At 27.7% G+C, this 17,171-nt stretch carries 22 protein-coding genes, 1 tRNA gene and 1 pseudogene; 15 read left to right on the top strand and 9 right to left on the bottom strand.

What is annotated here, in order from left to right; genetic code table 11:
• Nucleotides 1-98: 98 nt before the first annotated feature.
• Nucleotides 99-455 (top strand): hypothetical protein, encoded by a 357-nt coding sequence (locus J4403_04465; GenBank protein MBS3167427.1) that lies wholly within the window; start codon nt 99-101, stop codon nt 453-455.
• Between the two features lie 34 nt (nt 456-489).
• Here the strand turns inward: J4403_04465 and J4403_04460 are convergent, their stop codons facing one another.
• The 4 genes from J4403_04460 to J4403_04445 form a co-directional block, all read right to left on the bottom strand.
• Nucleotides 490-1,518 carry a Fic family protein gene (locus tag J4403_04460; protein ID MBS3167426.1) on the bottom strand — a complete coding sequence of 343 codons (1,029 nt, stop codon included), beginning with the start codon at nt 1,516-1,518 and terminating at the stop codon, nt 490-492.
• The gene (locus J4403_04455) at nt 1,502-1,750 is read right to left on the bottom strand and encodes a hypothetical protein (GenBank protein ID MBS3167425.1); all 249 of its coding nucleotides are present in this window, start codon (nt 1,748-1,750) and stop codon (nt 1,502-1,504) included. The genes J4403_04460 and J4403_04455 overlap by 17 nt, the downstream gene beginning before the upstream one ends.
• 245 nt (nt 1,751-1,995) lie before the next feature.
• A complete protein-coding gene (locus tag J4403_04450) occupies nt 1,996-2,739 on the bottom strand; it encodes a putative ABC transporter permease (protein MBS3167424.1) in 744 nt (247 codons plus the stop codon).
• Nucleotides 2,740-2,825: 86 nt separating this feature from the next.
• Nucleotides 2,826-3,188, bottom strand: a complete 363-nt coding sequence (locus J4403_04445; GenBank protein ID MBS3167423.1) for a hypothetical protein — start codon at nt 3,186-3,188, stop codon at nt 2,826-2,828.
• 64 nt (nt 3,189-3,252) lie between these two features.
• Between J4403_04445 and J4403_04440 the strand changes: the two genes are divergently transcribed.
• Together J4403_04440 and J4403_04435 are read left to right on the top strand one after the other, a co-directional pair.
• Nucleotides 3,253-3,681: a peptidylprolyl isomerase gene (locus J4403_04440; GenBank protein ID MBS3167422.1), complete on the top strand. Its 429-nt coding sequence runs from the start codon at nt 3,253-3,255 to the stop codon at nt 3,679-3,681.
• A 53-nt stretch (nt 3,682-3,734) separates the two neighbouring features.
• Nucleotides 3,735-4,001: a hypothetical protein gene (locus tag J4403_04435; GenBank protein MBS3167421.1), complete on the top strand. Its 267-nt coding sequence runs from the start codon at nt 3,735-3,737 to the stop codon at nt 3,999-4,001.
• A gap of 4 nt (nt 4,002-4,005) precedes the next feature.
• Here the strand turns inward: J4403_04435 and J4403_04430 are convergent.
• Nucleotides 4,006-4,529, bottom strand: a pseudogene (locus J4403_04430) (serine acetyltransferase).
• A gap of 54 nt (nt 4,530-4,583) precedes the next feature.
• Here J4403_04430 and J4403_04425 point away from each other — a divergent pair.
• Both J4403_04425 and J4403_04420 read left to right on the top strand, forming a co-directional pair.
• Nucleotides 4,584-5,792, top strand: a complete 1,209-nt coding sequence (locus J4403_04425; GenBank protein ID MBS3167420.1) for a U32 family peptidase — start codon at nt 4,584-4,586, stop codon at nt 5,790-5,792.
• 4 nt (nt 5,793-5,796) lie between these two features.
• A tRNA-Ser gene (locus tag J4403_04420) sits at nt 5,797-5,880 on the top strand.
• Nucleotides 5,881-5,884: 4 nt separating this feature from the next.
• Here J4403_04420 and J4403_04415 read toward each other — a convergent pair.
• Nucleotides 5,885-6,868 (bottom strand): N-acetylmuramoyl-L-alanine amidase, encoded by a 984-nt coding sequence (locus tag J4403_04415; GenBank protein MBS3167419.1) that lies wholly within the window; start codon nt 6,866-6,868, stop codon nt 5,885-5,887.
• Between the two features lie 127 nt (nt 6,869-6,995).
• Here J4403_04415 and dph5 point away from each other — a divergent pair, with 127 nt between their 5' ends.
• Nucleotides 6,996-7,757, top strand: coding sequence for a diphthine synthase (dph5, locus tag J4403_04410; protein MBS3167418.1), 762 nt, complete (start codon nt 6,996-6,998; stop codon nt 7,755-7,757).
• Nucleotides 7,750-8,007: a DUF167 domain-containing protein gene (locus tag J4403_04405; GenBank protein MBS3167417.1), complete on the top strand. Its 258-nt coding sequence runs from the start codon at nt 7,750-7,752 to the stop codon at nt 8,005-8,007. The genes dph5 and J4403_04405 overlap by 8 nt, the downstream gene beginning before the upstream one ends.
• On the opposite strand, the gene J4403_04400 is transcribed toward J4403_04405, so the two are convergent.
• Nucleotides 8,004-8,516 (bottom strand): hypothetical protein, encoded by a 513-nt coding sequence (locus J4403_04400; protein MBS3167416.1) that lies wholly within the window; start codon nt 8,514-8,516, stop codon nt 8,004-8,006. The genes J4403_04405 and J4403_04400 overlap by 4 nt on opposite strands.
• 92 nt (nt 8,517-8,608) lie before the next feature.
• On the opposite strand from J4403_04400, the gene J4403_04395 reads away from it, so the two are divergent.
• Nucleotides 8,609-9,106 (top strand): hypothetical protein, encoded by a 498-nt coding sequence (locus tag J4403_04395; protein MBS3167415.1) that lies wholly within the window; start codon nt 8,609-8,611, stop codon nt 9,104-9,106.
• A gap of 2 nt (nt 9,107-9,108) precedes the next feature.
• On the opposite strand, the gene thrS is transcribed toward J4403_04395, so the two are convergent.
• Nucleotides 9,109-10,845, bottom strand: coding sequence for a threonine--tRNA ligase (gene thrS / locus J4403_04390; GenBank protein ID MBS3167414.1), 1,737 nt, complete (start codon nt 10,843-10,845; stop codon nt 9,109-9,111).
• 105 nt (nt 10,846-10,950) lie between these two features.
• Here thrS and J4403_04385 point away from each other — a divergent pair, with 105 nt between their 5' ends.
• Both J4403_04385 and J4403_04380 read left to right on the top strand, forming a co-directional pair.
• Complete coding sequence (locus J4403_04385) at nt 10,951-12,435, top strand: hypothetical protein (GenBank protein ID MBS3167413.1); 1,485 nt, start codon at nt 10,951-10,953, stop codon at nt 12,433-12,435.
• A 139-nt stretch (nt 12,436-12,574) separates the two neighbouring features.
• The gene (locus tag J4403_04380) at nt 12,575-13,042 is read left to right on the top strand and encodes a hypothetical protein (GenBank protein ID MBS3167412.1); all 468 of its coding nucleotides are present in this window, start codon (nt 12,575-12,577) and stop codon (nt 13,040-13,042) included.
• Here the strand turns inward: J4403_04380 and J4403_04375 are convergent.
• Nucleotides 13,020-13,508 carry a class I SAM-dependent methyltransferase gene (locus J4403_04375; protein MBS3167411.1) on the bottom strand — a complete coding sequence of 163 codons (489 nt, stop codon included), beginning with the start codon at nt 13,506-13,508 and terminating at the stop codon, nt 13,020-13,022. The genes J4403_04380 and J4403_04375 overlap by 23 nt on opposite strands.
• A gap of 77 nt (nt 13,509-13,585) precedes the next feature.
• On the opposite strand from J4403_04375, the gene J4403_04370 reads away from it, so the two are divergent.
• The 5 genes from J4403_04370 to J4403_04350 all read left to right on the top strand — a co-directional run bounded on the left by J4403_04370 (nt 13,586) and on the right by J4403_04350 (nt 17,171).
• Nucleotides 13,586-14,674 carry a hypothetical protein gene (locus tag J4403_04370; GenBank protein MBS3167410.1) on the top strand — a complete coding sequence of 363 codons (1,089 nt, stop codon included), beginning with the start codon at nt 13,586-13,588 and terminating at the stop codon, nt 14,672-14,674.
• Nucleotides 14,675-14,806: 132 nt separating this feature from the next.
• A complete protein-coding gene (locus tag J4403_04365) occupies nt 14,807-15,172 on the top strand; it encodes a helix-turn-helix domain-containing protein (protein ID MBS3167409.1) in 366 nt (121 codons plus the stop codon).
• On the top strand, nt 15,169-16,290 hold the full coding sequence (locus J4403_04360) for an aminotransferase class V-fold PLP-dependent enzyme (protein ID MBS3167408.1): 1,122 nt from the start codon (nt 15,169-15,171) through the stop codon (nt 16,288-16,290). Before J4403_04365 ends, J4403_04360 begins: the two co-directional genes overlap by 4 nt.
• Nucleotides 16,291-16,294: 4 nt before the next feature.
• Complete coding sequence (gene dcd / locus J4403_04355; protein MBS3167407.1) at nt 16,295-16,792, top strand: dCTP deaminase; 498 nt, start codon at nt 16,295-16,297, stop codon at nt 16,790-16,792.
• Nucleotides 16,785-17,171 (top strand): iron-sulfur cluster assembly scaffold protein, encoded by a 387-nt coding sequence (locus J4403_04350; GenBank protein MBS3167406.1) that lies wholly within the window; start codon nt 16,785-16,787, stop codon nt 17,169-17,171. Before dcd ends, J4403_04350 begins: the two co-directional genes overlap by 8 nt.

Below are 17,171 nucleotides of genomic sequence, written 5' to 3'. Positions count from 1 at the left end.
TTTAAGACAAGAAAAATGTTTCCCAAAAACTACGAAGGAGGTCGAAATTCCACTACAGACTAAAGTCTGTTAAGAGTTTCCTTTCGACAAGAATGAAAATGGAATATACCCAACAATTCTATGTGAAGAATAACAAAGAATTATATTTATTAGATGAATTGAAAAAATGTAAGATTTGTGAGTCTATTAACAAAACCTACAAAGAAATGAGCATTTGCCCCGAATGTGGCAGAATAGTTTGTCAAAGACATGTAAAAATAGATTACTTAGATAAAAAAACACCTATATGCAATCTGCATGCTAAACCCTTAAAACTTTGGATACAAACCAAATATTTTGCTAAAAAAGAAAACTTAAGTAAATATAATAATTGGTGGAAATCTCAAAATTTCTTAAAACGCGTATATGAAGATAAAATTATATTTGGATTAATGTTATTAGTCTTAGTTTTTTAATTTTTAGTTTATTCTATTTATTTTAAAGAGGTGACTACTTTTCTCTCTTTTTGTGGTCACCCAATTCTTTTTCTAACTGCTTGTATTGATTAATATAAAATTGAATAGTGGGTTTTAAATCTTTATTTAATTCATAAGCTCGGAGTGATTCGTAATATTCTTTTCTATTTTTGAAGGTTATATTAATTGGAGGTAAATTATGTTTAATTAAAATATTATTTAATAATATTCTTCCCACCCGACCATTACCATCTGCAAAAGGATGTATGTTTTCAAATTGGTTGTGAACAACTGCTCCAAGAACCAAAGCAGGATATTTACTTTTATTTAATTCATACCAATTAACTAAACTCTTAAGCAAATTTGTTATTCTTGCTTGTGGCGCACCTTCATGAATAATATTTCTATTGGCATCTAAGACAACAACTTCTTCTCCTTTTTTTCTTAGTTTTCCTGAAAAAGGTTTTGAATTCTTAAACACAATTTTATGAATTTTCTTAATTAAAAAAAGGGAAATGTGTTCTTTAGTTCCACGGATGAATCTTATAGCTTCTTCTACACCATAGGCTTCAGCAATATCCTCTTTAGATTTATCAGGCCATTTGTCTTCTTCTAATAAATTCTTTACTTCTTTTTGATTTAATTTACTGCCTTCTATAGCATTAGTATTATAAGTAAATAATTCCGAGAAGTTTTTCCAGTCTTGCTCAGATAAATGAGATATCTTTAAGGGGATTTGTTTTTCTAATGATTTTATTAAGAGAATTTCTTCCTTAGAGAGCTCAAACTGTAATGGGTCTTTAATAATATTATATTTATGGATTTCTTCTAAAATTAGTTTTTCTGCTATTTGTACTCTTTCTTTGAGTTTCTCTTTAGTTAAATCATGGCCAAGATATTTTCTGAGCTTATAGGTTTTAAGACCCTCTCTATACGAATAAGATAAGTAATACTTAATCTTCTTTCCAAATTTCCTCTTTTCTATGTTCATAAGAATATAATGGGTGACTACATATTTAAATGTTTCTATTTTTGGGACTACAAAATTATCTTTTCTTTTCATTGCGCATTTTTGTATACATTGCGCTTTCTAAATCTTCAAAAAAGCCATTTAGGGTTATAACTAAAAGATGTTTTCTTATCTTATTTGGGATCTTTTTCCAGTGAATAAAATCACACATTTCATTGACTATTGGCAATTTTTCCACCATTTTTTCTTTTTCTAATAAATCGGCTTCTAACCAATCTTTCCACCATTTTATTTCATATTCTTCTTCATTTTTTCTTTTTTTCATAATATTAAAAAGGGTTTATTTTTTATAAATTTTTGCCTTAATTGTAAAATAGAAATCTTCATCTTGTGATTCTGTAGTACACTTTATGTTAACCTTTGGTTAACAACTGTTTACTGCGTAAACATTTGGTTTATTTTTAATAAACTGCTGTTCATTTATGAACATTTAGTCAATCAATTATATTAATATGCGTTGCTTTCTAGTAAGAAGTATATGTAGCTGCTGAAAGGCAATTGGAAGATATTTTATAATTTAATTCTCTTTTTATGCTTGATTAAAGCAGCTTTATTTTTCTCTAAGAACGCGTTAAACATTTTTCTAAAATCTTTATTTTTAAAATGAGAGATTAAAAATAATCTCTTTTCAAAGAAATTTACTTGTTTGAGTCTTTTAATATAATTTAAAGAATTCTGTCTAAATATTTCGTAATTTAATTTTAATTGAATTAAATTCTTTTGATTAAATAAATTAACTTGTTTTTTAATTCTTTGAGCTATACCTAATGAGTTAAAGAAATCTATAGTTATAGTAACATAAAAAAGTTCTAATAAAATAAATATACTCCAAGAATTAGAACTAAAATTTATAAGTAAATTAAGAGGTCTTAATAAAAATCGATAAAGTAAACTAATCAATAAAATCCAATAAATACTGTATTTTAAACAAATTATTCCTTTAAAGTTTAAAAATTCGTTTGAATAATCCCATAATCTTAAATTATAAAAATTAATGAAAAATAAGCCAGTAAATAATTCTATTAAAGTAACTAAAAATCCACCAAATAAAATTTTTAAAAAAATATTAATATTTAATGAAAAAAGAATATAAAGCAAAACTATTCCAAACCCGTAAATCGGTAGGTAAGGTCCAAACAAGAAACCTCTATTAATTAATTTCTTTTTAGTAACTAAAGCATATAAAACTTCTAAAATCCATCCGAGAAGGCTAGCCACGCAAAAGATTAAAAGAAATGGATATATTGCCGTCATAAATAGATAGTTTATAAACTTCTTTTTATAGTTTGTTATTTTATTCTTAATAAACTAATTAGAATTAAGCTTAATGTAAAAAAGAATTAATCTGTTTTAAATTGATAAATCGTTGCACCTGCAAACTCTGCAATGGAATAAATTCCGTAAAAAAGATATTGTTTATTTGCCAAGAGTATTGAATTTATTTGGGATCCATATAAAAATCTCCCATAAGGTGTTAGTTTGATGGTTGGCTCTTTTTTTTCAAAATCAGCACCAAACTTAAGTTTGCCTGTTAATTCTGCTTGATTAGCTATTTTTTCTAATTCAGATGTGGCAGTAATAATTCCATCATTTTTAATTAAATTTTGAAATAAATTAAATTCTTCTAATCCTAAAAGAACATTTTTTTGAGGATAAGCGGTAGAACAAACTATATGCCGCGTAATTGCTTTTAAAGGTCTCATGATACAATCCAAAATATAAGGTTTTATAAATCTATTGTGAGATTTTAGGCAAGAAGGCATAAAAATGACAGTTAAAAAAGGAGATAAAGTAAAAGTAGAATATGAAGGAAGTTTTGATAATGAAGAAATTTTTGATAGTTCAAAGGGAACTCCCCTAGAATTTGAAGTTGGCACAAAACAAGTTATCAAAGGATTTGATGATGCAGTTTTAGGAATGAAAATCGAACAAGAAAAGACAATTAAGATTTTACCTCATGAAGGTTATGGAGAGAGAGTAGAAGATTTGAAAAAGACTATCCCAAGAGATCAATTCCCAAAAAATCAAAAAATAGAAGAAGGAATGATGTTAGGAATTAGATTGCCAGATGGAAGACAAATTCCTGCAATTATCACACACGTTTGTGATAAAGATATTATAATTGATATGAATCATCCAATGGCTGGAAAAGTATTAAATTTTAAAATAAAGCTTGTAGAAATAGTTGCAAGCTAATTTATTTTTTTAAAACAATAAAGTTTAAAAAGAAAAAGTTTCTATAAAATCAAGTGAAAATTCCACTTAAACTCCCAGTTAAATTACCTGTACAAATTATAAGTTATGAATCTCTAGTAAAATACCAATTATTTATTTTAATGGGTTTTATTATGGCTGTTGGTTCTGCTTTAAATGCTTTAGAAATAATAAAAATTTCTTCTGATTGGTTTTGGTGTTTAGCAGGATTAGCAATAGTAATTGAAGGTTTAACTTCTCTGATTAAGCAGAAAAAATTTGATAAAAAGTATAAAATTGTAGAAAAAGAAGAAGTTAAATAGGCTTTCATTCCAGATTTACTTTTTTTCCGTTTAATCTTACTATTTTTCCTGGTGCTCCAACAACTGTGCAATTAGCAGGAACATTTTTGTTTATAATTACAGGCTCTGCGCCAATTTTTACATTATTTCCAATTGTAATTGGTCCAAGAATTGTTGCTGCAGTTCCAATTGTGATATTATTACCCACTGTCGGATGTCTTTTTCCTATGTGCTTTCCAGTTCCACCAAGAGTAACATTATGAAATAAAATGCAATTATTTCCTAGACTTGCAGTTTCACCAATAACTACGCCAAGACCATGATCTATAAAAAATCCTTTTTCTATTTTTGCACTCGGATGAATTTCTATGCCCTTTAAAAATCTTGAGATTTGTGAAATTAATCTTGGATAAAAGGGATTTTTATTTGATATAAAGGATGTGCAAAATATCTATGTAAAACAATTGCATGCAAACAAGGATAGAGTATAAATTCTATATTTTTACAAGCTGGATCATTTTTATATATTAATTTAATATCTTCGAACATTTTTTAATTTTCAAAAGTATAAATATTTAAAGGTTTAGATTAACCTATTTAAATATGAATAAAAAGCCTGAATTGATGGCTCCTGCAGGAGATTGGATAATGTTAAAGGTAGCAATAAATGCAGGTGCAAATGCTATTTATTTTGGATTAAAAGAATTAAATATGAGAGCTGAAGCTGAGAATTTTAAAATTTCTGAGTTAGATCAGATTGTGGGGGAGTGTCATAAAAATAAAGTTAAAGCTTATTTAACATTAAATACAATTATTTATGAAACTGAAATAGTAAAAGTAAAAGAAATTTTAATAAAAGCAAAAAAAGCAAAGATAGATGCTATAATTGCTTGGGACTTTGCAATAATTAAAGAGGCAAAAAAATTGAAATTAAATGTGTTTTTATCTACACAGGCCTCAGTTGCAAATTCAGAAGCTGTTGAAGAGTATAAAAAGTTAGGAATAAAGAGAATTGTTTTGGCAAGAGAATGTAGTTTGGATCAAATTAAAAAAATAAAATCTAAAACCAAATTGCAAGTTGAAGTTTTTATTCATGGTGCGATGTGTGTTTCTCTAAGTGGAAGATGTTTTATGAGTCATCATTTGTTTGGAAAAAGCGCCAATAGAGGAGAATGTTTACAACCTTGTAGAAGACAATATTTAATAAAAGATGCTGAAGAACCAAACGAATTAATTTTAGGAAAAGATTATGTTATGTCTCCTAAAGATTTGTGTACTATTAATTTTATTGATAAAATAATTGAAACTAAAGCTGATGCTTTTAAAATTGAAGGTAGAAAAAGAAGTGCAGAGTATGTTTATACTGTTGTTTCTGCTTATCGAAAAGCAATAGATTTATATTTCAAGAAAAAATTAAACTTAAAAATCAAAGATGACTTATCTTCTGAATTAGAAAAAGTTTATAATCGTGGATTTTCAAGTGGATTTTATTTTAGAAAGCCTTCTGGAAATGATTTTATTGATGTTCATGGTTCAAAAGCAACTGAAAGAAAAGTTTATGTTGGAAAAGTTTTGAATTTTTATAATAAAATAAAAGTTGCTGCAATTAAAATCTATGCTGCTGAATTAAAATTAGGAGATGAAATTTTAGTTCAAGGAAAAACTACTGGCGTGATAAAACAAGAATTAAAAAGTATGGAAGTAGAAAATAAAAAAATAAAATCTGCAAAAAAAGGAAAGATAGTTGCAATAAAGCTCGATAAAATTGCAAGAATAAATGATTCAGTTTATAAAATTAAAAAAGTTAAATAATCCTGCCAGAGTCACATAACCAGGTAGTGTGTCGGTCTCGAAAACCGATGTCCTTCGGGACTTGTAGGTTCAAATCCTGCCTCTGGCGTCAATTATCTGATAAATAAATTATAAGTGGGATTTCTTTTTAGTTTTGTTTTTGTTATGCTCTCAAAATTACTTAAAAAGTGTTTGCATTTTGATGCTTTGCTAAAATTGTAAGAGTTAGAGGGATTATGAGCCAAATCTGAAAGTGAAACTATTTTGATTTTTGTATTTTGAATTGTACTTTCTTTAACTATTTCAAAATTATAATTATTTGGAACTGTTTTTAATAATTCTACTAATTCCTGAGTAGAATAAGATTTAATTTTAGTTTTAGGACTTTTAACTCTTTCAAGAATCAAATCTAAATTTGTTCTTTCTATATCTATTCCAATTTTACTCCAATCAAAATGTTTTCCAGGATCAGTATGATTTCCTAATTGATGATGATATTTGCTATCTGGATCTCCTGTGTAAGAAGCCATGCCATGCCCAATTACTAAATAATCTGGAAATTTATATCTTTCTTGAAGTTGTTCTTTTAATCTTTCTAAGGTTTTATATTGGGCATTAGTTGGATTAGATTTACAATTTCCACTTAATTCTGCGCCAATAAAAGTCATATTTAAAGAAAATTCATTTTTTAATCTTTCATCAAGAGTTCCTAAACATCTTTCTTCAAATCCGTTAAACATACTAAATCCTGCATGGTTTGATTTGTATTTTGGTGGAATTATAATTCTTAAATCACCATTGTTCATAATTAAATAGTTTGCACTTTGATCTCTAATTAAAACTTTTAAACTTAAGGTGTCATTTAGTTCTGTTCTGTGAACCACCATACCAAATCTATTTTTTGCAGATACAGAATTATCACTATAATATATACCTAAATTGTAAAAGATATAGTCCGGTCTTAAATATTTATGTTTAAAATTGTAAGAAGGTTTGATTAAATTTTTTGAGACAATTTTTGATTTAGCTAGGCTATCCCTATAAGGAAATATACTAAGAAATCCAGTTAATAATAATGAAATTAGTTTTTTGTTCATTTTTCGGGTTGTAAGCCATAATAAATAATAAGCTGAAAGATTTAAGAAAGTTTTGAAGAGTCTAAAAAGGGTTTAGAGAGGTTTAATTTGATTATATTTATATAGTTTTTCGCCTTTTTAAATAAATATGTTATATATAATAGGTATTGGATTAAGTGAGAAAACTGATATCTCTATGAAAGGTTTGTGGGCAATTAGACAATGTCAGACGATATTTTTAGAGGGCTATACTTCTGCATTATCTTCATCTCTTGAAGAAATGGAAGATTTTTATGGTAAAAAGATAACTGTACTAGATAGAGAAGATGTTGAACAAGCTGGAGATGCCATTGTTGAAAAAGCATCTAAATCAGATGTTGCATTTTTAGTTGTTGGTGATGTTTTTTCAGCCACGACCCATATAGATATATGGCTAAGAGCAAAAAAAGCTAAAATTCCTGTAAGAGTTATACATGGAAGTTCAGTTATTACAGCTGTAGGAATTACAGGTTTAGAAGTTTATAACTTTGGAAAAGTTGCTTCAATTCCCTATCCAAAAGAAAATTTTAAAGTTGAAAGTTTTTATGATGTTTTGAAAATGAACAAACAAAATGGATTGCATACTTTGTTTTTATTAGATTTAGATCCTAAAAAAGACAAATTTATGACTGTTAGAGAAGCTATTAACCTTTTATTAGAAGTTGAAAAATCTAGAAATGATAAATTATTTACAGAGGAAACATTTTGTGTTGCTTGCGCAGCTTTAGGAAGCTCTGAGCCAGAAATCGAGTATGGAAAAACAAGATATTTACATAATCTTGAGAAGGAACCAAGATGTTTAATTGTTCCTGGAAACTTACATTTTATGGAAGAAGAAGCTTTAAATTATTGGAAAGTGAAACATGAGTGATTTTAATTCTAAAGAGATTGAAAAATATATTCATAATAGTAAATTAAGAATAAGAGTAAAACTAGGAACACAGAAAACTGAAATTGTGGGTTGGGATGATAAACTGAAAGTTTTAAAAGTCCATATTCATGCTAAAGCTGAAGATAATAAAGCAAATATTGAGATTATAAAATTATTTTCTAAACTACTAAAGAAAAAAATTGCTTTAATAGGATTGAAAAGCAGAGATAAAATTATTATAATTAATTAACCAAAAGAAATTAAGGGTTTTAGACTTTCTTCAATTAAATCTCCTGTTTCTGCAGAGATTTTTAAGTTTAAAGTTTTAAAATTTGCAGTTAAATAAGTGATATTCCAAATATCTTGTTTCTTTCTATTTTGGATTATGATAATTATTTTGTAAGGCCTTTCATTTGAATAATTTTTTTCTCTTATTCTTTCAACTTTTTCTAGAATAGCTTCAAAAGAGATTTTTAAATTTTTTATGTTTACTTTGTGAACTTCTTCATCAGCTTTTACTATTTCTGTTGTTTTCTTAACATTTATTTTTTTATCTTCAAAAGTAAAACTAAACATACATCCAGAATCTTTGTCAAAAAAGTCAATTTGCCAGTCCCCATAATCTCCAGAGTCATAGTTTTGCTTTTCTAATAGAATAAAACCATCTGCGAGAATTAAGTTTTTACATGTTTTTTTGAGGTCTTTAAACTCTTTACTAGACTCTATCTTTTTAACATCTTCTTTAAACTTTTCAAGCATAGTTTAAAGGCTAGGTGTTTGGTTTAAATATTTTATGAAAAAGTTTTATAAAGGCAGGATTACTTATTTTATAATATAATTAATAGGTAAAAATGGTGCTAAATCAAGCTAATAAAGGAAGAATTGAAGATTATCTTATGCCTGCTAAAAAACTAGATTTACTTTCTGAAGAGCCTATACCCGATAGTTTAGTTGGAAGAAGAGTTCATGAATGGATTAAAAGATCTGCTGAAGATTTAAATGTACCTGGCCAAAACAATATAGAATCTTTTAATTTTATATTTAAAACTTTTCAAAGTGAAATCACTGGAAAAATATTATCTTTATACCCAGATATAATCTATGCTTTTGGAGATACAATGAGTGAAGTTGACTATGGTAGAGTTGGAAAAGAAGTACCTAATGAAATTTTATTTGCATTTAAGAATGCAGGTAAGATTGTTGAAGCTTTAAAAAACTATTATTATCGAAATGAAAACCCTAAAATTGATGTAATTACTCCTAAAAGATTTTGGCAAATTTATGGGAGATTTTTAGATACAGATTACATTAACGATACAGACATAAATAATACTGAAGAATTATCTTAAAATTATTTTCTTTCTTTTATTTCTTTAAGAATTCTTTCTATAAATAAATTAATTTTTTCTGTTTTTATTTTACCATCTAAAGTTCTTACTGCTAATTCTTTGTTTTGAATTTCTCTATCACCTATTGTAAGGATATAAGGAATATAATTTAATTGAGCGTCTCTAACTTTCTTACTCATAGATTCGTTTCTTGTGTCTATTTCTACTCTAATATCTAACTCTTTTAATTTTTGAGACAATTTTTTAACATATTCTTTTTGAGCATCTGTAATTGTAAGTAAAATAACCTGAACAGGTGAGAGCCATAAAGGGAATTGTCCGGCATAATGTTCTATTAATATTCCTATAAATCTTTCAAGTGAACCATAAATTGCTCTGTGTAACATAACTGGGCGATGTTTTTTTCCATCTTTACCTTCATAAGTTAAATCAAATCTTTCGGGCATTGCCATATCTAATTGTATTGTTCCACATTGCCAAGTTCTTGCAATTGCATCTTTAATATGGAAATCTATTTTTGGGCCGTAAAATGCACCTTGGCTTTCATTTAATTTAAAATCTAATTTAAGCTCTTTAAGAGCCTTTTTAAGTGAATCTTCTGCATAATCCCATTGTTCTTTTGTACCTATAGATTTTTCTGGTCTTGTAGAGATTTCTACAGAATAAGTAAATCCGAATTGTTTGTAAATTCTGCCAACTAATTTTATTATGTCTATAACTTCATCTTTAATTTGCTCATCAGTTATGAAAATATGTGCATCATCTTGTGTAAATCTTCTTACTCTAAATAATCCATAAGTAACACCTGACATCTCATGTCTATGAACTAAACCTAGTTCTGCAACTTTTAATGGAAACTCTTTATAAGAATGTAATTTTTCATTATATAATAACATTCCACCTGGACAGTTCATAGGTTTTACTGCAAAGTCTCTATTATCTACTTTTGTAAAATACATATTTTCTTTATAATTATCCCAGTGTCCAGATTTTAACCATAATTCTTTATCTAATATAATGGGTGTTTCAATTTCTTGATAATTCTCTTGTTGATGTAATTCTCTCCAAAATTTAATTAATTCATTTTTTATAATCATCCCATTATTGTGCCAGAAAGGCATTGCTGGAGCTTCTGAATGAAATGAAAATAAATCTAGTTTTTTTCCTAAGTGGAGGTGATTTCTTTTTTCAGCTTCTTCTAAAAGCTTTAAATAATTATTTAATTCGTCTTTAGTTTTAAATGCTAAACCATAAATTCTTTGTAATTGTTTATTATCAGAATTTCCTTTCCAATATGCACCAGAAACTTTTGTCAATTTGAATGCTTTTATTGCAGGAGTATAATTCACATGTGGACCCTTACACAAATCTATAAATTCTCCATTTTTATAAAAAGTTGGTTTATCTAATTCTTTTAATAATTCTAATTTATAAGGTTCATCTTTAAGAATCTCTTCTGCTTTTTTCTTTGTTGATTCAAATCTTTCAAATTTTTCATTTCTTTTTATGATTTCTTTCATCCTTTGTTCTATTTTTTCTAAATCTTCTGGTGTGAAAGTATGTTTTAAATCAAAATCATAATAAAAACCATTTTCAATTGCAGGACCAATTCCTAATTTAACATCTGGAAATAGTTCTTTTACTGCTTCTGCAAGTACATGGGCTGCAGAATGCCTAATAAGCTCCACTTTTGAAGATTCTGGAGCATTTTCTTCATCTTTTGCTGAACTAATTTTCATAAAAAAAGGGAGATAATAGGAGTATTTAAATCTAACTTAACTAAATCTTTGTAGGAGTAAAAAAATTAGTAAAGTTTTTATATAAGCTCAACATAAAAAAGAGTTATGAAAAAAGGTGTTTTATTAATATTCGGACTATTATTATTGATGGCTAATATAGCATTCGCGACAGTTTCTATCAACAATTTGGCAAGTACTACCTATAATTTAGGTAGGACTATTTCTGTAAATGGGTTTGTAGTTGAAAACCAGAATATAGAAGGCTTATTAAAAATGGGCATAGATTGTAATAATGGTTCCACATATTCAAATGTATTTTCAAAATATACTACACTAAAAGCAGATGAAAAAGAATTTTTCTCTGAGAAATTAAATATCCCTTCGGATGCTGAAGGAAGATGTATTATTAAAGCAAGTTTTTCATGGGATAGTGAAATAGATGAAGCTGAAAGTTCTTATTTTACAGTGTCTAACGCATTAACTATTAAAACTATATTGTCTGATTATACCCCTACACCTGGCTCAGAGATTATTGTTTCTGGTGATGTTAAACTTGCATCAGGAGAAAATCTTGAAAATGGGGTTGCATATATAATAATCGATTCTAAAATTGACAAAGCTGAGGTTGTTAGAGGTTTTTTTGAAAAGAAAATAGAATTAAATACAAATATAGAATCTGGAGCACATATTATTAAAGTTGAAGCAAGTGATGTTTTAGGTAATATAGGCAATGATGAAACTACATTTACTGTAGATGCCATACCAACTGCATTGAAAATTGTCGTTGACAAAATGAGTTATGGACCGGGAGAGACAGTTGTTGTAAATGCTGAATTAAAAGATCAAACTGGTGAATTATTGGCTGATCAAGCCTCGGTAGTTTTAAGAGATCCAAATGGGGTTGTTAAGTTAAAAAAAGTAATTAATACTGATGAAGATTTTAATATAGTCTTAGAAGGATTAGCTATTCCTGGAACCTGGATTATAGCGGGTGAATCTAAAGATTATTTATCAGAAGCCAAATTCATTGTTGAAAAATCTGAAAAAGTGGATGTTGCGGTTTCTGGAACTATAGTTACTATTCAAAATATAGGTAATGTTGAGTATAAAAAACCGGTTGAAATTAATTTAAGAAGTGATGCAAAGAATTATAGAATCATAAAAAACGTAAATCTAAAAGTAAATGAAAGTATTTTATATGACTTAAAAGAGGAATCAGTTAAATATGGGGCGTATGATATTAAAATGCCGAGTTATCCAGAAATAACAGGACAAGTAGTCTATGAAAAAGTTCCTTTATCTAAATCGCCATGGACATATGTAATTTTAGCATTAGCTTTAGTTACAATAGGAGTATTAGTATTCAAGACAAGTAATGATTCTAGAAGAAAGGAAATAACCTGGCACAGAGATAGAATGGAAGGACAAAATATTCTTAGAAAAATAAAAGATCGGGGATATGTTCCTGCACAAAATAAAGCTAAATCAGATTCAATGACACCAACCAAAGAAGATTATCAGTTTTTAGTAAATCAGGCAAACAAAACTGACTCAAATTCTGGCGGTAATGTCTTTGATGTTTTTAAATAATTTTTTCTTTTTACTATGGTTAAATGCTCTGTATGTGGAAAAGAAATAGAAGAAGAGGACAAAGCAATACTTGACGTGCCCTTTGCAGGAGAAATATTAAATTTTTGTAGTTTGAAATGTATGAACGGAGATTCCAAAGATGAGTGAACTTCAAGATATGTTTGTTTATTTTGGACAATTGAAAGATCGTGTAAGAAGAGTTATAGATCCTAGTACTGCGCAAATCTATGACAATGGTTTAAAAGCAAATGTAGATTATGTTAGAAAAGCTAGTGTTAATATTATTGAATTAAGGAAGTTTCTAAATGAGAATGCTACTAAGTATGAAATTGATTTTAAAGAGGCAATAAGACTTATCGAAGAAATTTATAGAGACATAAATGCTTTGATGGATAATAATTTTGTTAATTATAAAGTTAATGCCTGGGGCAGTAAAACGGTTACTAAACAAATTAATGAAAAGATGTATGAAGTTGATCTAAAATTAAATAGAGAATATATAGAACATACTAAGAAAAAAAACGATGAAGCTAAAAAAGCTCATGAAGATCAACCTTTTGGTTTAAGAAGAAAAACCGAATCTGCTAGTTCTGTTGGTTTGATTTAATTTCTTTTACAAACATAATATCAATGCCTATATCTTTTTGTTTGTAGTCTTTAAGAATTTTTGAAACCTTATTTAATTTCTTTGATTTCTTTAAACAAGTAATTATAATTAGTTTTTGTGCAACTCTTTCTATTTCTTTTATTGCCTTTTTTATATCTTTAAAATTTTGAATTGCTGTAACTGAAATTACTGTATAAAAAGATTTATTTTTAAAAGGTAAAGATTCTGCCTCTCTGACTAAAAATTTGATTTTTGGGTAAGAAGATTTTGCAATTTTTATTAATTCTTTGGAAGGATCAATTCCAACCGAGTTGATTGTCTTTATGGTTGAAATTCCAGTGCCACAGCCTATGTCTAAAAGAGATTTAGACTTGTTTATACGGGGAATTATAAATTTTAGCTTGTTTAGCTGTTCTTCTTTGTGAAGTTCATTATATCCTTCTGAAATTGAATTATAATAGCCCATAAGAGCTTAATTTATAAAAAGATTTATATAGTTTTTTAAATATCTTATTAAAATAACAATTAAAAGAAGTAATTAAGATGAATGATTTGACAAATCAAACAATTGCTCTAAAAACAATTCAGGCCAGTAAATTAAAGGCTCTCGATGAAAGAGATTTTTGGCTTGTTAAAACCGATTCTAATTCTTTAATCGACCCAAATAGTAAGAGGGTTATCTTTAGGCTAAAGGAAATATCTCCTGATGCAGGAAAAATTAAAAAAGGAATTGATAATGAAATAGACTGGATAAATAAAAACTTCTGCGGTATAAATGGTAAGGATATTGCGCTATCATTAGAAAATATTCCAGAAATGATTTATAACGATTTAATTTATGCGTCTAATGCAAAACTCGTTAGACAAAATATTTATTTCTTTTTAACAGGATTAAGAAATTTAAAAAGCAGACAAGAGTTTCAACCTAGAAAATTTTCTATAATTAACCCCAGAAAAGATTTTTTCTTATACTCATGGTACAAAAGTCATGATGTATTGAAGGATGAATATTATAAAATTTTTGAAAATCATTCAGATTATAGAATGAGATATGTAAAAGAAAGAAAGGATTTAGATGAAATACTAAATAAAATAAATTCTAAAGAAATGCACAAAGATATAGAAAACGCTTTGGTGGTGCTTATTAAGGGTTGGGATGGAGCTATAAAAGACAGAAATTTGAAAATGATTATTCCCAATCTTAAAGAATATGATCAAGATATATATAGCCAAGATGAAATGAAAGAGATATATAAAAAAGAAAGATTTGAAAATTTGTATAAACAATTTGCAAGATTTATTGGAGAGATTAGAAGTAAGAATGGTAATTTTACAAATAATACAGATTTATATTCACTTTCTTTAATTTATTTAGAACTAGTTGCTAAGAAGATTGGATCTGCCAAAGCAATTTTAGAAAGATATAATAAAGGAATAGATTCTAAGCTAAATACTGAACAAATTATTCTTAGAAATGAAATAGCGCCAGACAAAATAATAGAAACGATGCATAAAATTAGAGAAGCCCAAGTAAAGAAGGCGCTTAATGATTATGGTTACATAGCATATCTTCAGGCAAAAGAGATTTTAGGAAAATTAGAAGACCCTTATTCTATTATTTGTGATAGATAATCTAAATTTATTAGTGTATCTTAACAAGGCTAACCGTAACATTTAAATATTAACTATAGTTTAATAAAATTAAACTGAATTTACTTGGGTAAATTATAGTTTAATAAAATTAAATATTCAAAGGAGTGTAAAATGACATTAAAACAATTTCTAACGCCTCAAGAAATAGAAGTATGGTATATATTGCCTGCATTAAGAAGAGCCATTGCATTAGAACTACAACATAAAGGTTTAAGGCAGAATAAAATTGCAGAGTTATTGGGAATAACAGAAGCGGCAGTATCTCAATATCTAAGTGGAAAACGTGGAACTGAGTTAAAATTTGAGATGGATGTTGCACAAAAAATAGAACAGTCTGCTGAAAAAATAAAAAATAATGGTGACTTGCTTGAAGAGATTGAAAGTTTATGTAAATTAATAAGAAATAAGATGATAACCTGCAAAATTCACAAAAAATATGGTGTGGCTAAAAAAACTTGCGAGGTTTGTTTTAAATGAAAAAATTAATTTATCTGGATAATTCGGCAACAACACCTCTCGATAAAGAAGTGTTTAAAGCGATGAAACCTTACTTCTCAAATAAATTTGGAAATGCATCTACTTTATATGGGTTAGGTTTAGAATCTAGAATGGCTATTGAAAAGGCAAGAGAGCAGATTGCAAAAGCTATAAATGCTGAGCCTGAAGAAATTTATTTTACATCTGGAGGAACTGAATCAAATAATTTAATTATAAAGAACTTTGATTCTGTTTTAACCAGTACTATTGAGCATCCGGCTGTATTAAATACTTGTAGATTGAGGAAGAATTGTGAAATTGTTAGTGTCGATAAAAAAGGCTATGTTAATTTAGAAGAATTAAAACAAAAATTAAATTCTAAAAAAATAAATTTAGTAACAATTATGCATTCAAATAATGAAATTGGGGCAATCCAACAAATAGAAAAAATACATAAATTATGTCAAGAAAAAAATATTCCATTACATACAGATGCAGTGCAAAGTTTTGGAAAAGTTGAGCTAGATACAAAGAATTTTGAAATGTTAAGTTTAAGTGCGCATAAGATTTATGGTCCAAAAGGCGTTGGAGCAGTTTATATTAATAAAAAAGTTAAAATTAAACCTCTTTTAATTGGTGGTGGACAAGAATCTGGATTAAGATCTGGAACTGAAAATGTTCCTGGAATTGCTGGTTTAGGGAAAGCAACTGAGATGGCTATTAAAAATATGGAAAAAGACAATTTAAGAATATCTAAACTAAGGGATTATCTTAAAAATAGGGTTTTAAAAGAAATTAAAGATTCTTGGGTAAATGGAGGGAATAATAGACTTTCGGGAAATATTCATTTTGGATTTAAGGGTATAGAAGGTGAAGCATTGATTCTAATGTTAGATGAATACGGAATTTGCGCAAGTACTGGAAGTGCTTGCTCTTCAAAGTCTCTAAAGTCTAGTCATGTCTTAAGTGCTATTGGACTAAAACCAGAAGATTCGCATGGTAGTTTAAGAATTACAATTGGAAAACAAAATACTAAACAAGAAATTGATTATGTTTGTGAGGTTTTACCAAAAATTGTTAAAAAATTAAGAGAGATAAGTTCAGAATATAAAGGGTGAAAATATGATATTATCTAAAGAAAAAATATTGGAAGAGATTAAAAATAAAAAAATTGTAATAACTAAAACTGAAATAGATGATACAACAATAAAACTTCATTTAGGTAATGAGTTTAGAATATTCAAAGAAGGAATTAAACAAATAGTGTTAACTGAAAATCAAGATTGTAAGAAATTTACTAAAGTTGTAAAGAAAAAAGAATATCTTTTGCAACCAGGTGAATTTATTTTAGGTGTAACAAAAGAAACAATAAAACTTCCAAATAATGTTGCGGGTTTATTAACAGGAAGAAGTAGGTTTGCTAGATTGGGTTTAAGTGTGCATTCTACTTCAAATTATGTTCATCCAGGAGTTAATAATAAACAGGTTTTAGAAATTAAAAATAATTTAAATAGGCCTATAGTCTTAAAGGAAGGAATGGGTATCTGTCAATTAATTTTATTTGGAGTTGAGGGAAAAGCAGGTTATAAAGGTAAATTCTGGAGGCAAAGTCATGTCTGATTCAAATATTTATAGTAAAAGAGTAATGGAATATTTTAAACATCCAAAATTTGTAGGTGAAATCAAGAATCCAGATGGACATGGAAAGAAAGGAAATGTTAGTTGCGGTGATGTAATGGAAGTTTTTATTAAAGTTGAAAAAAATAAAATTAAAGATATTAAATTTAAAACTTATGGTTGTGTTGCGGCAATTTCTTCTTCTGAAGCTTTGTGTAGGCTGGCTAAGGGCAAAACTTTAGAACAAGCCGAAAAAATAAATGACAAGGATATCGCGGAGCATCTTGGTAAATTACCTGCAATAAAGCATCATTGTTCTATATTGGGTTCTGAAACTTTGGAGGAAGCAATTAAAGATTATAGAAAAAAGCATAAAAAATGA

The sequence above is a fragment of the Candidatus Woesearchaeota archaeon genome (assembly GCA_018302225.1).
Classification (GTDB): Archaea; Nanobdellota; Nanobdellia; order SCGC-AAA011-G17; family JAGVZY01; genus JAGVZY01.
This window is presented reverse-complemented; position numbering and strand designations above follow the sequence as displayed.

What these genes read in the sequence shown, in the direction of transcription:
- J4403_04465 (MBS3167427.1), top strand. Translation starts at nt 99, where the DNA reads ATGGAATATACCCAACAATTCTATGTGAAGAATAACAAAGAATTATAT.
- J4403_04460 (MBS3167426.1), bottom strand. Translation starts at nt 1,518, where the DNA reads ATGAAAAGAAAAGATAATTTTGTAGTCCCAAAAATAGAAACATTTAAA.
- J4403_04455 (MBS3167425.1), bottom strand. Translation starts at nt 1,750, where the DNA reads ATGAAAAAAAGAAAAAATGAAGAAGAATATGAAATAAAATGGTGGAAA.
- J4403_04450 (MBS3167424.1), bottom strand. Translation starts at nt 2,739, where the DNA reads ATGACGGCAATATATCCATTTCTTTTAATCTTTTGCGTGGCTAGCCTT.
- J4403_04445 (MBS3167423.1), bottom strand. Translation starts at nt 3,188, where the DNA reads ATGAGACCTTTAAAAGCAATTACGCGGCATATAGTTTGTTCTACCGCT.
- J4403_04440 (MBS3167422.1), top strand. Translation starts at nt 3,253, where the DNA reads ATGACAGTTAAAAAAGGAGATAAAGTAAAAGTAGAATATGAAGGAAGT.
- J4403_04425 (MBS3167420.1), top strand. Translation starts at nt 4,584, where the DNA reads ATGAATAAAAAGCCTGAATTGATGGCTCCTGCAGGAGATTGGATAATG.
- J4403_04415 (MBS3167419.1), bottom strand. Translation starts at nt 6,868, where the DNA reads ATGAACAAAAAACTAATTTCATTATTATTAACTGGATTTCTTAGTATA.
- dph5 (MBS3167418.1), top strand. Translation starts at nt 6,996, where the DNA reads ATGTTATATATAATAGGTATTGGATTAAGTGAGAAAACTGATATCTCT.
- J4403_04405 (MBS3167417.1), top strand. Translation starts at nt 7,750, where the DNA reads ATGAGTGATTTTAATTCTAAAGAGATTGAAAAATATATTCATAATAGT.
- J4403_04400 (MBS3167416.1), bottom strand. Translation starts at nt 8,516, where the DNA reads ATGCTTGAAAAGTTTAAAGAAGATGTTAAAAAGATAGAGTCTAGTAAA.
- J4403_04395 (MBS3167415.1), top strand. Translation starts at nt 8,609, where the DNA reads ATGGTGCTAAATCAAGCTAATAAAGGAAGAATTGAAGATTATCTTATG.
- thrS (MBS3167414.1), bottom strand. Translation starts at nt 10,845, where the DNA reads ATGAAAATTAGTTCAGCAAAAGATGAAGAAAATGCTCCAGAATCTTCA.
- J4403_04385 (MBS3167413.1), top strand. Translation starts at nt 10,951, where the DNA reads ATGAAAAAAGGTGTTTTATTAATATTCGGACTATTATTATTGATGGCT.
- J4403_04380 (MBS3167412.1), top strand. Translation starts at nt 12,575, where the DNA reads ATGAGTGAACTTCAAGATATGTTTGTTTATTTTGGACAATTGAAAGAT.
- J4403_04375 (MBS3167411.1), bottom strand. Translation starts at nt 13,508, where the DNA reads ATGGGCTATTATAATTCAATTTCAGAAGGATATAATGAACTTCACAAA.
- J4403_04370 (MBS3167410.1), top strand. Translation starts at nt 13,586, where the DNA reads ATGAATGATTTGACAAATCAAACAATTGCTCTAAAAACAATTCAGGCC.
- J4403_04365 (MBS3167409.1), top strand. Translation starts at nt 14,807, where the DNA reads ATGACATTAAAACAATTTCTAACGCCTCAAGAAATAGAAGTATGGTAT.
- J4403_04360 (MBS3167408.1), top strand. Translation starts at nt 15,169, where the DNA reads ATGAAAAAATTAATTTATCTGGATAATTCGGCAACAACACCTCTCGAT.
- dcd (MBS3167407.1), top strand. Translation starts at nt 16,295, where the DNA reads ATGATATTATCTAAAGAAAAAATATTGGAAGAGATTAAAAATAAAAAA.
- J4403_04350 (MBS3167406.1), top strand. Translation starts at nt 16,785, where the DNA reads ATGTCTGATTCAAATATTTATAGTAAAAGAGTAATGGAATATTTTAAA.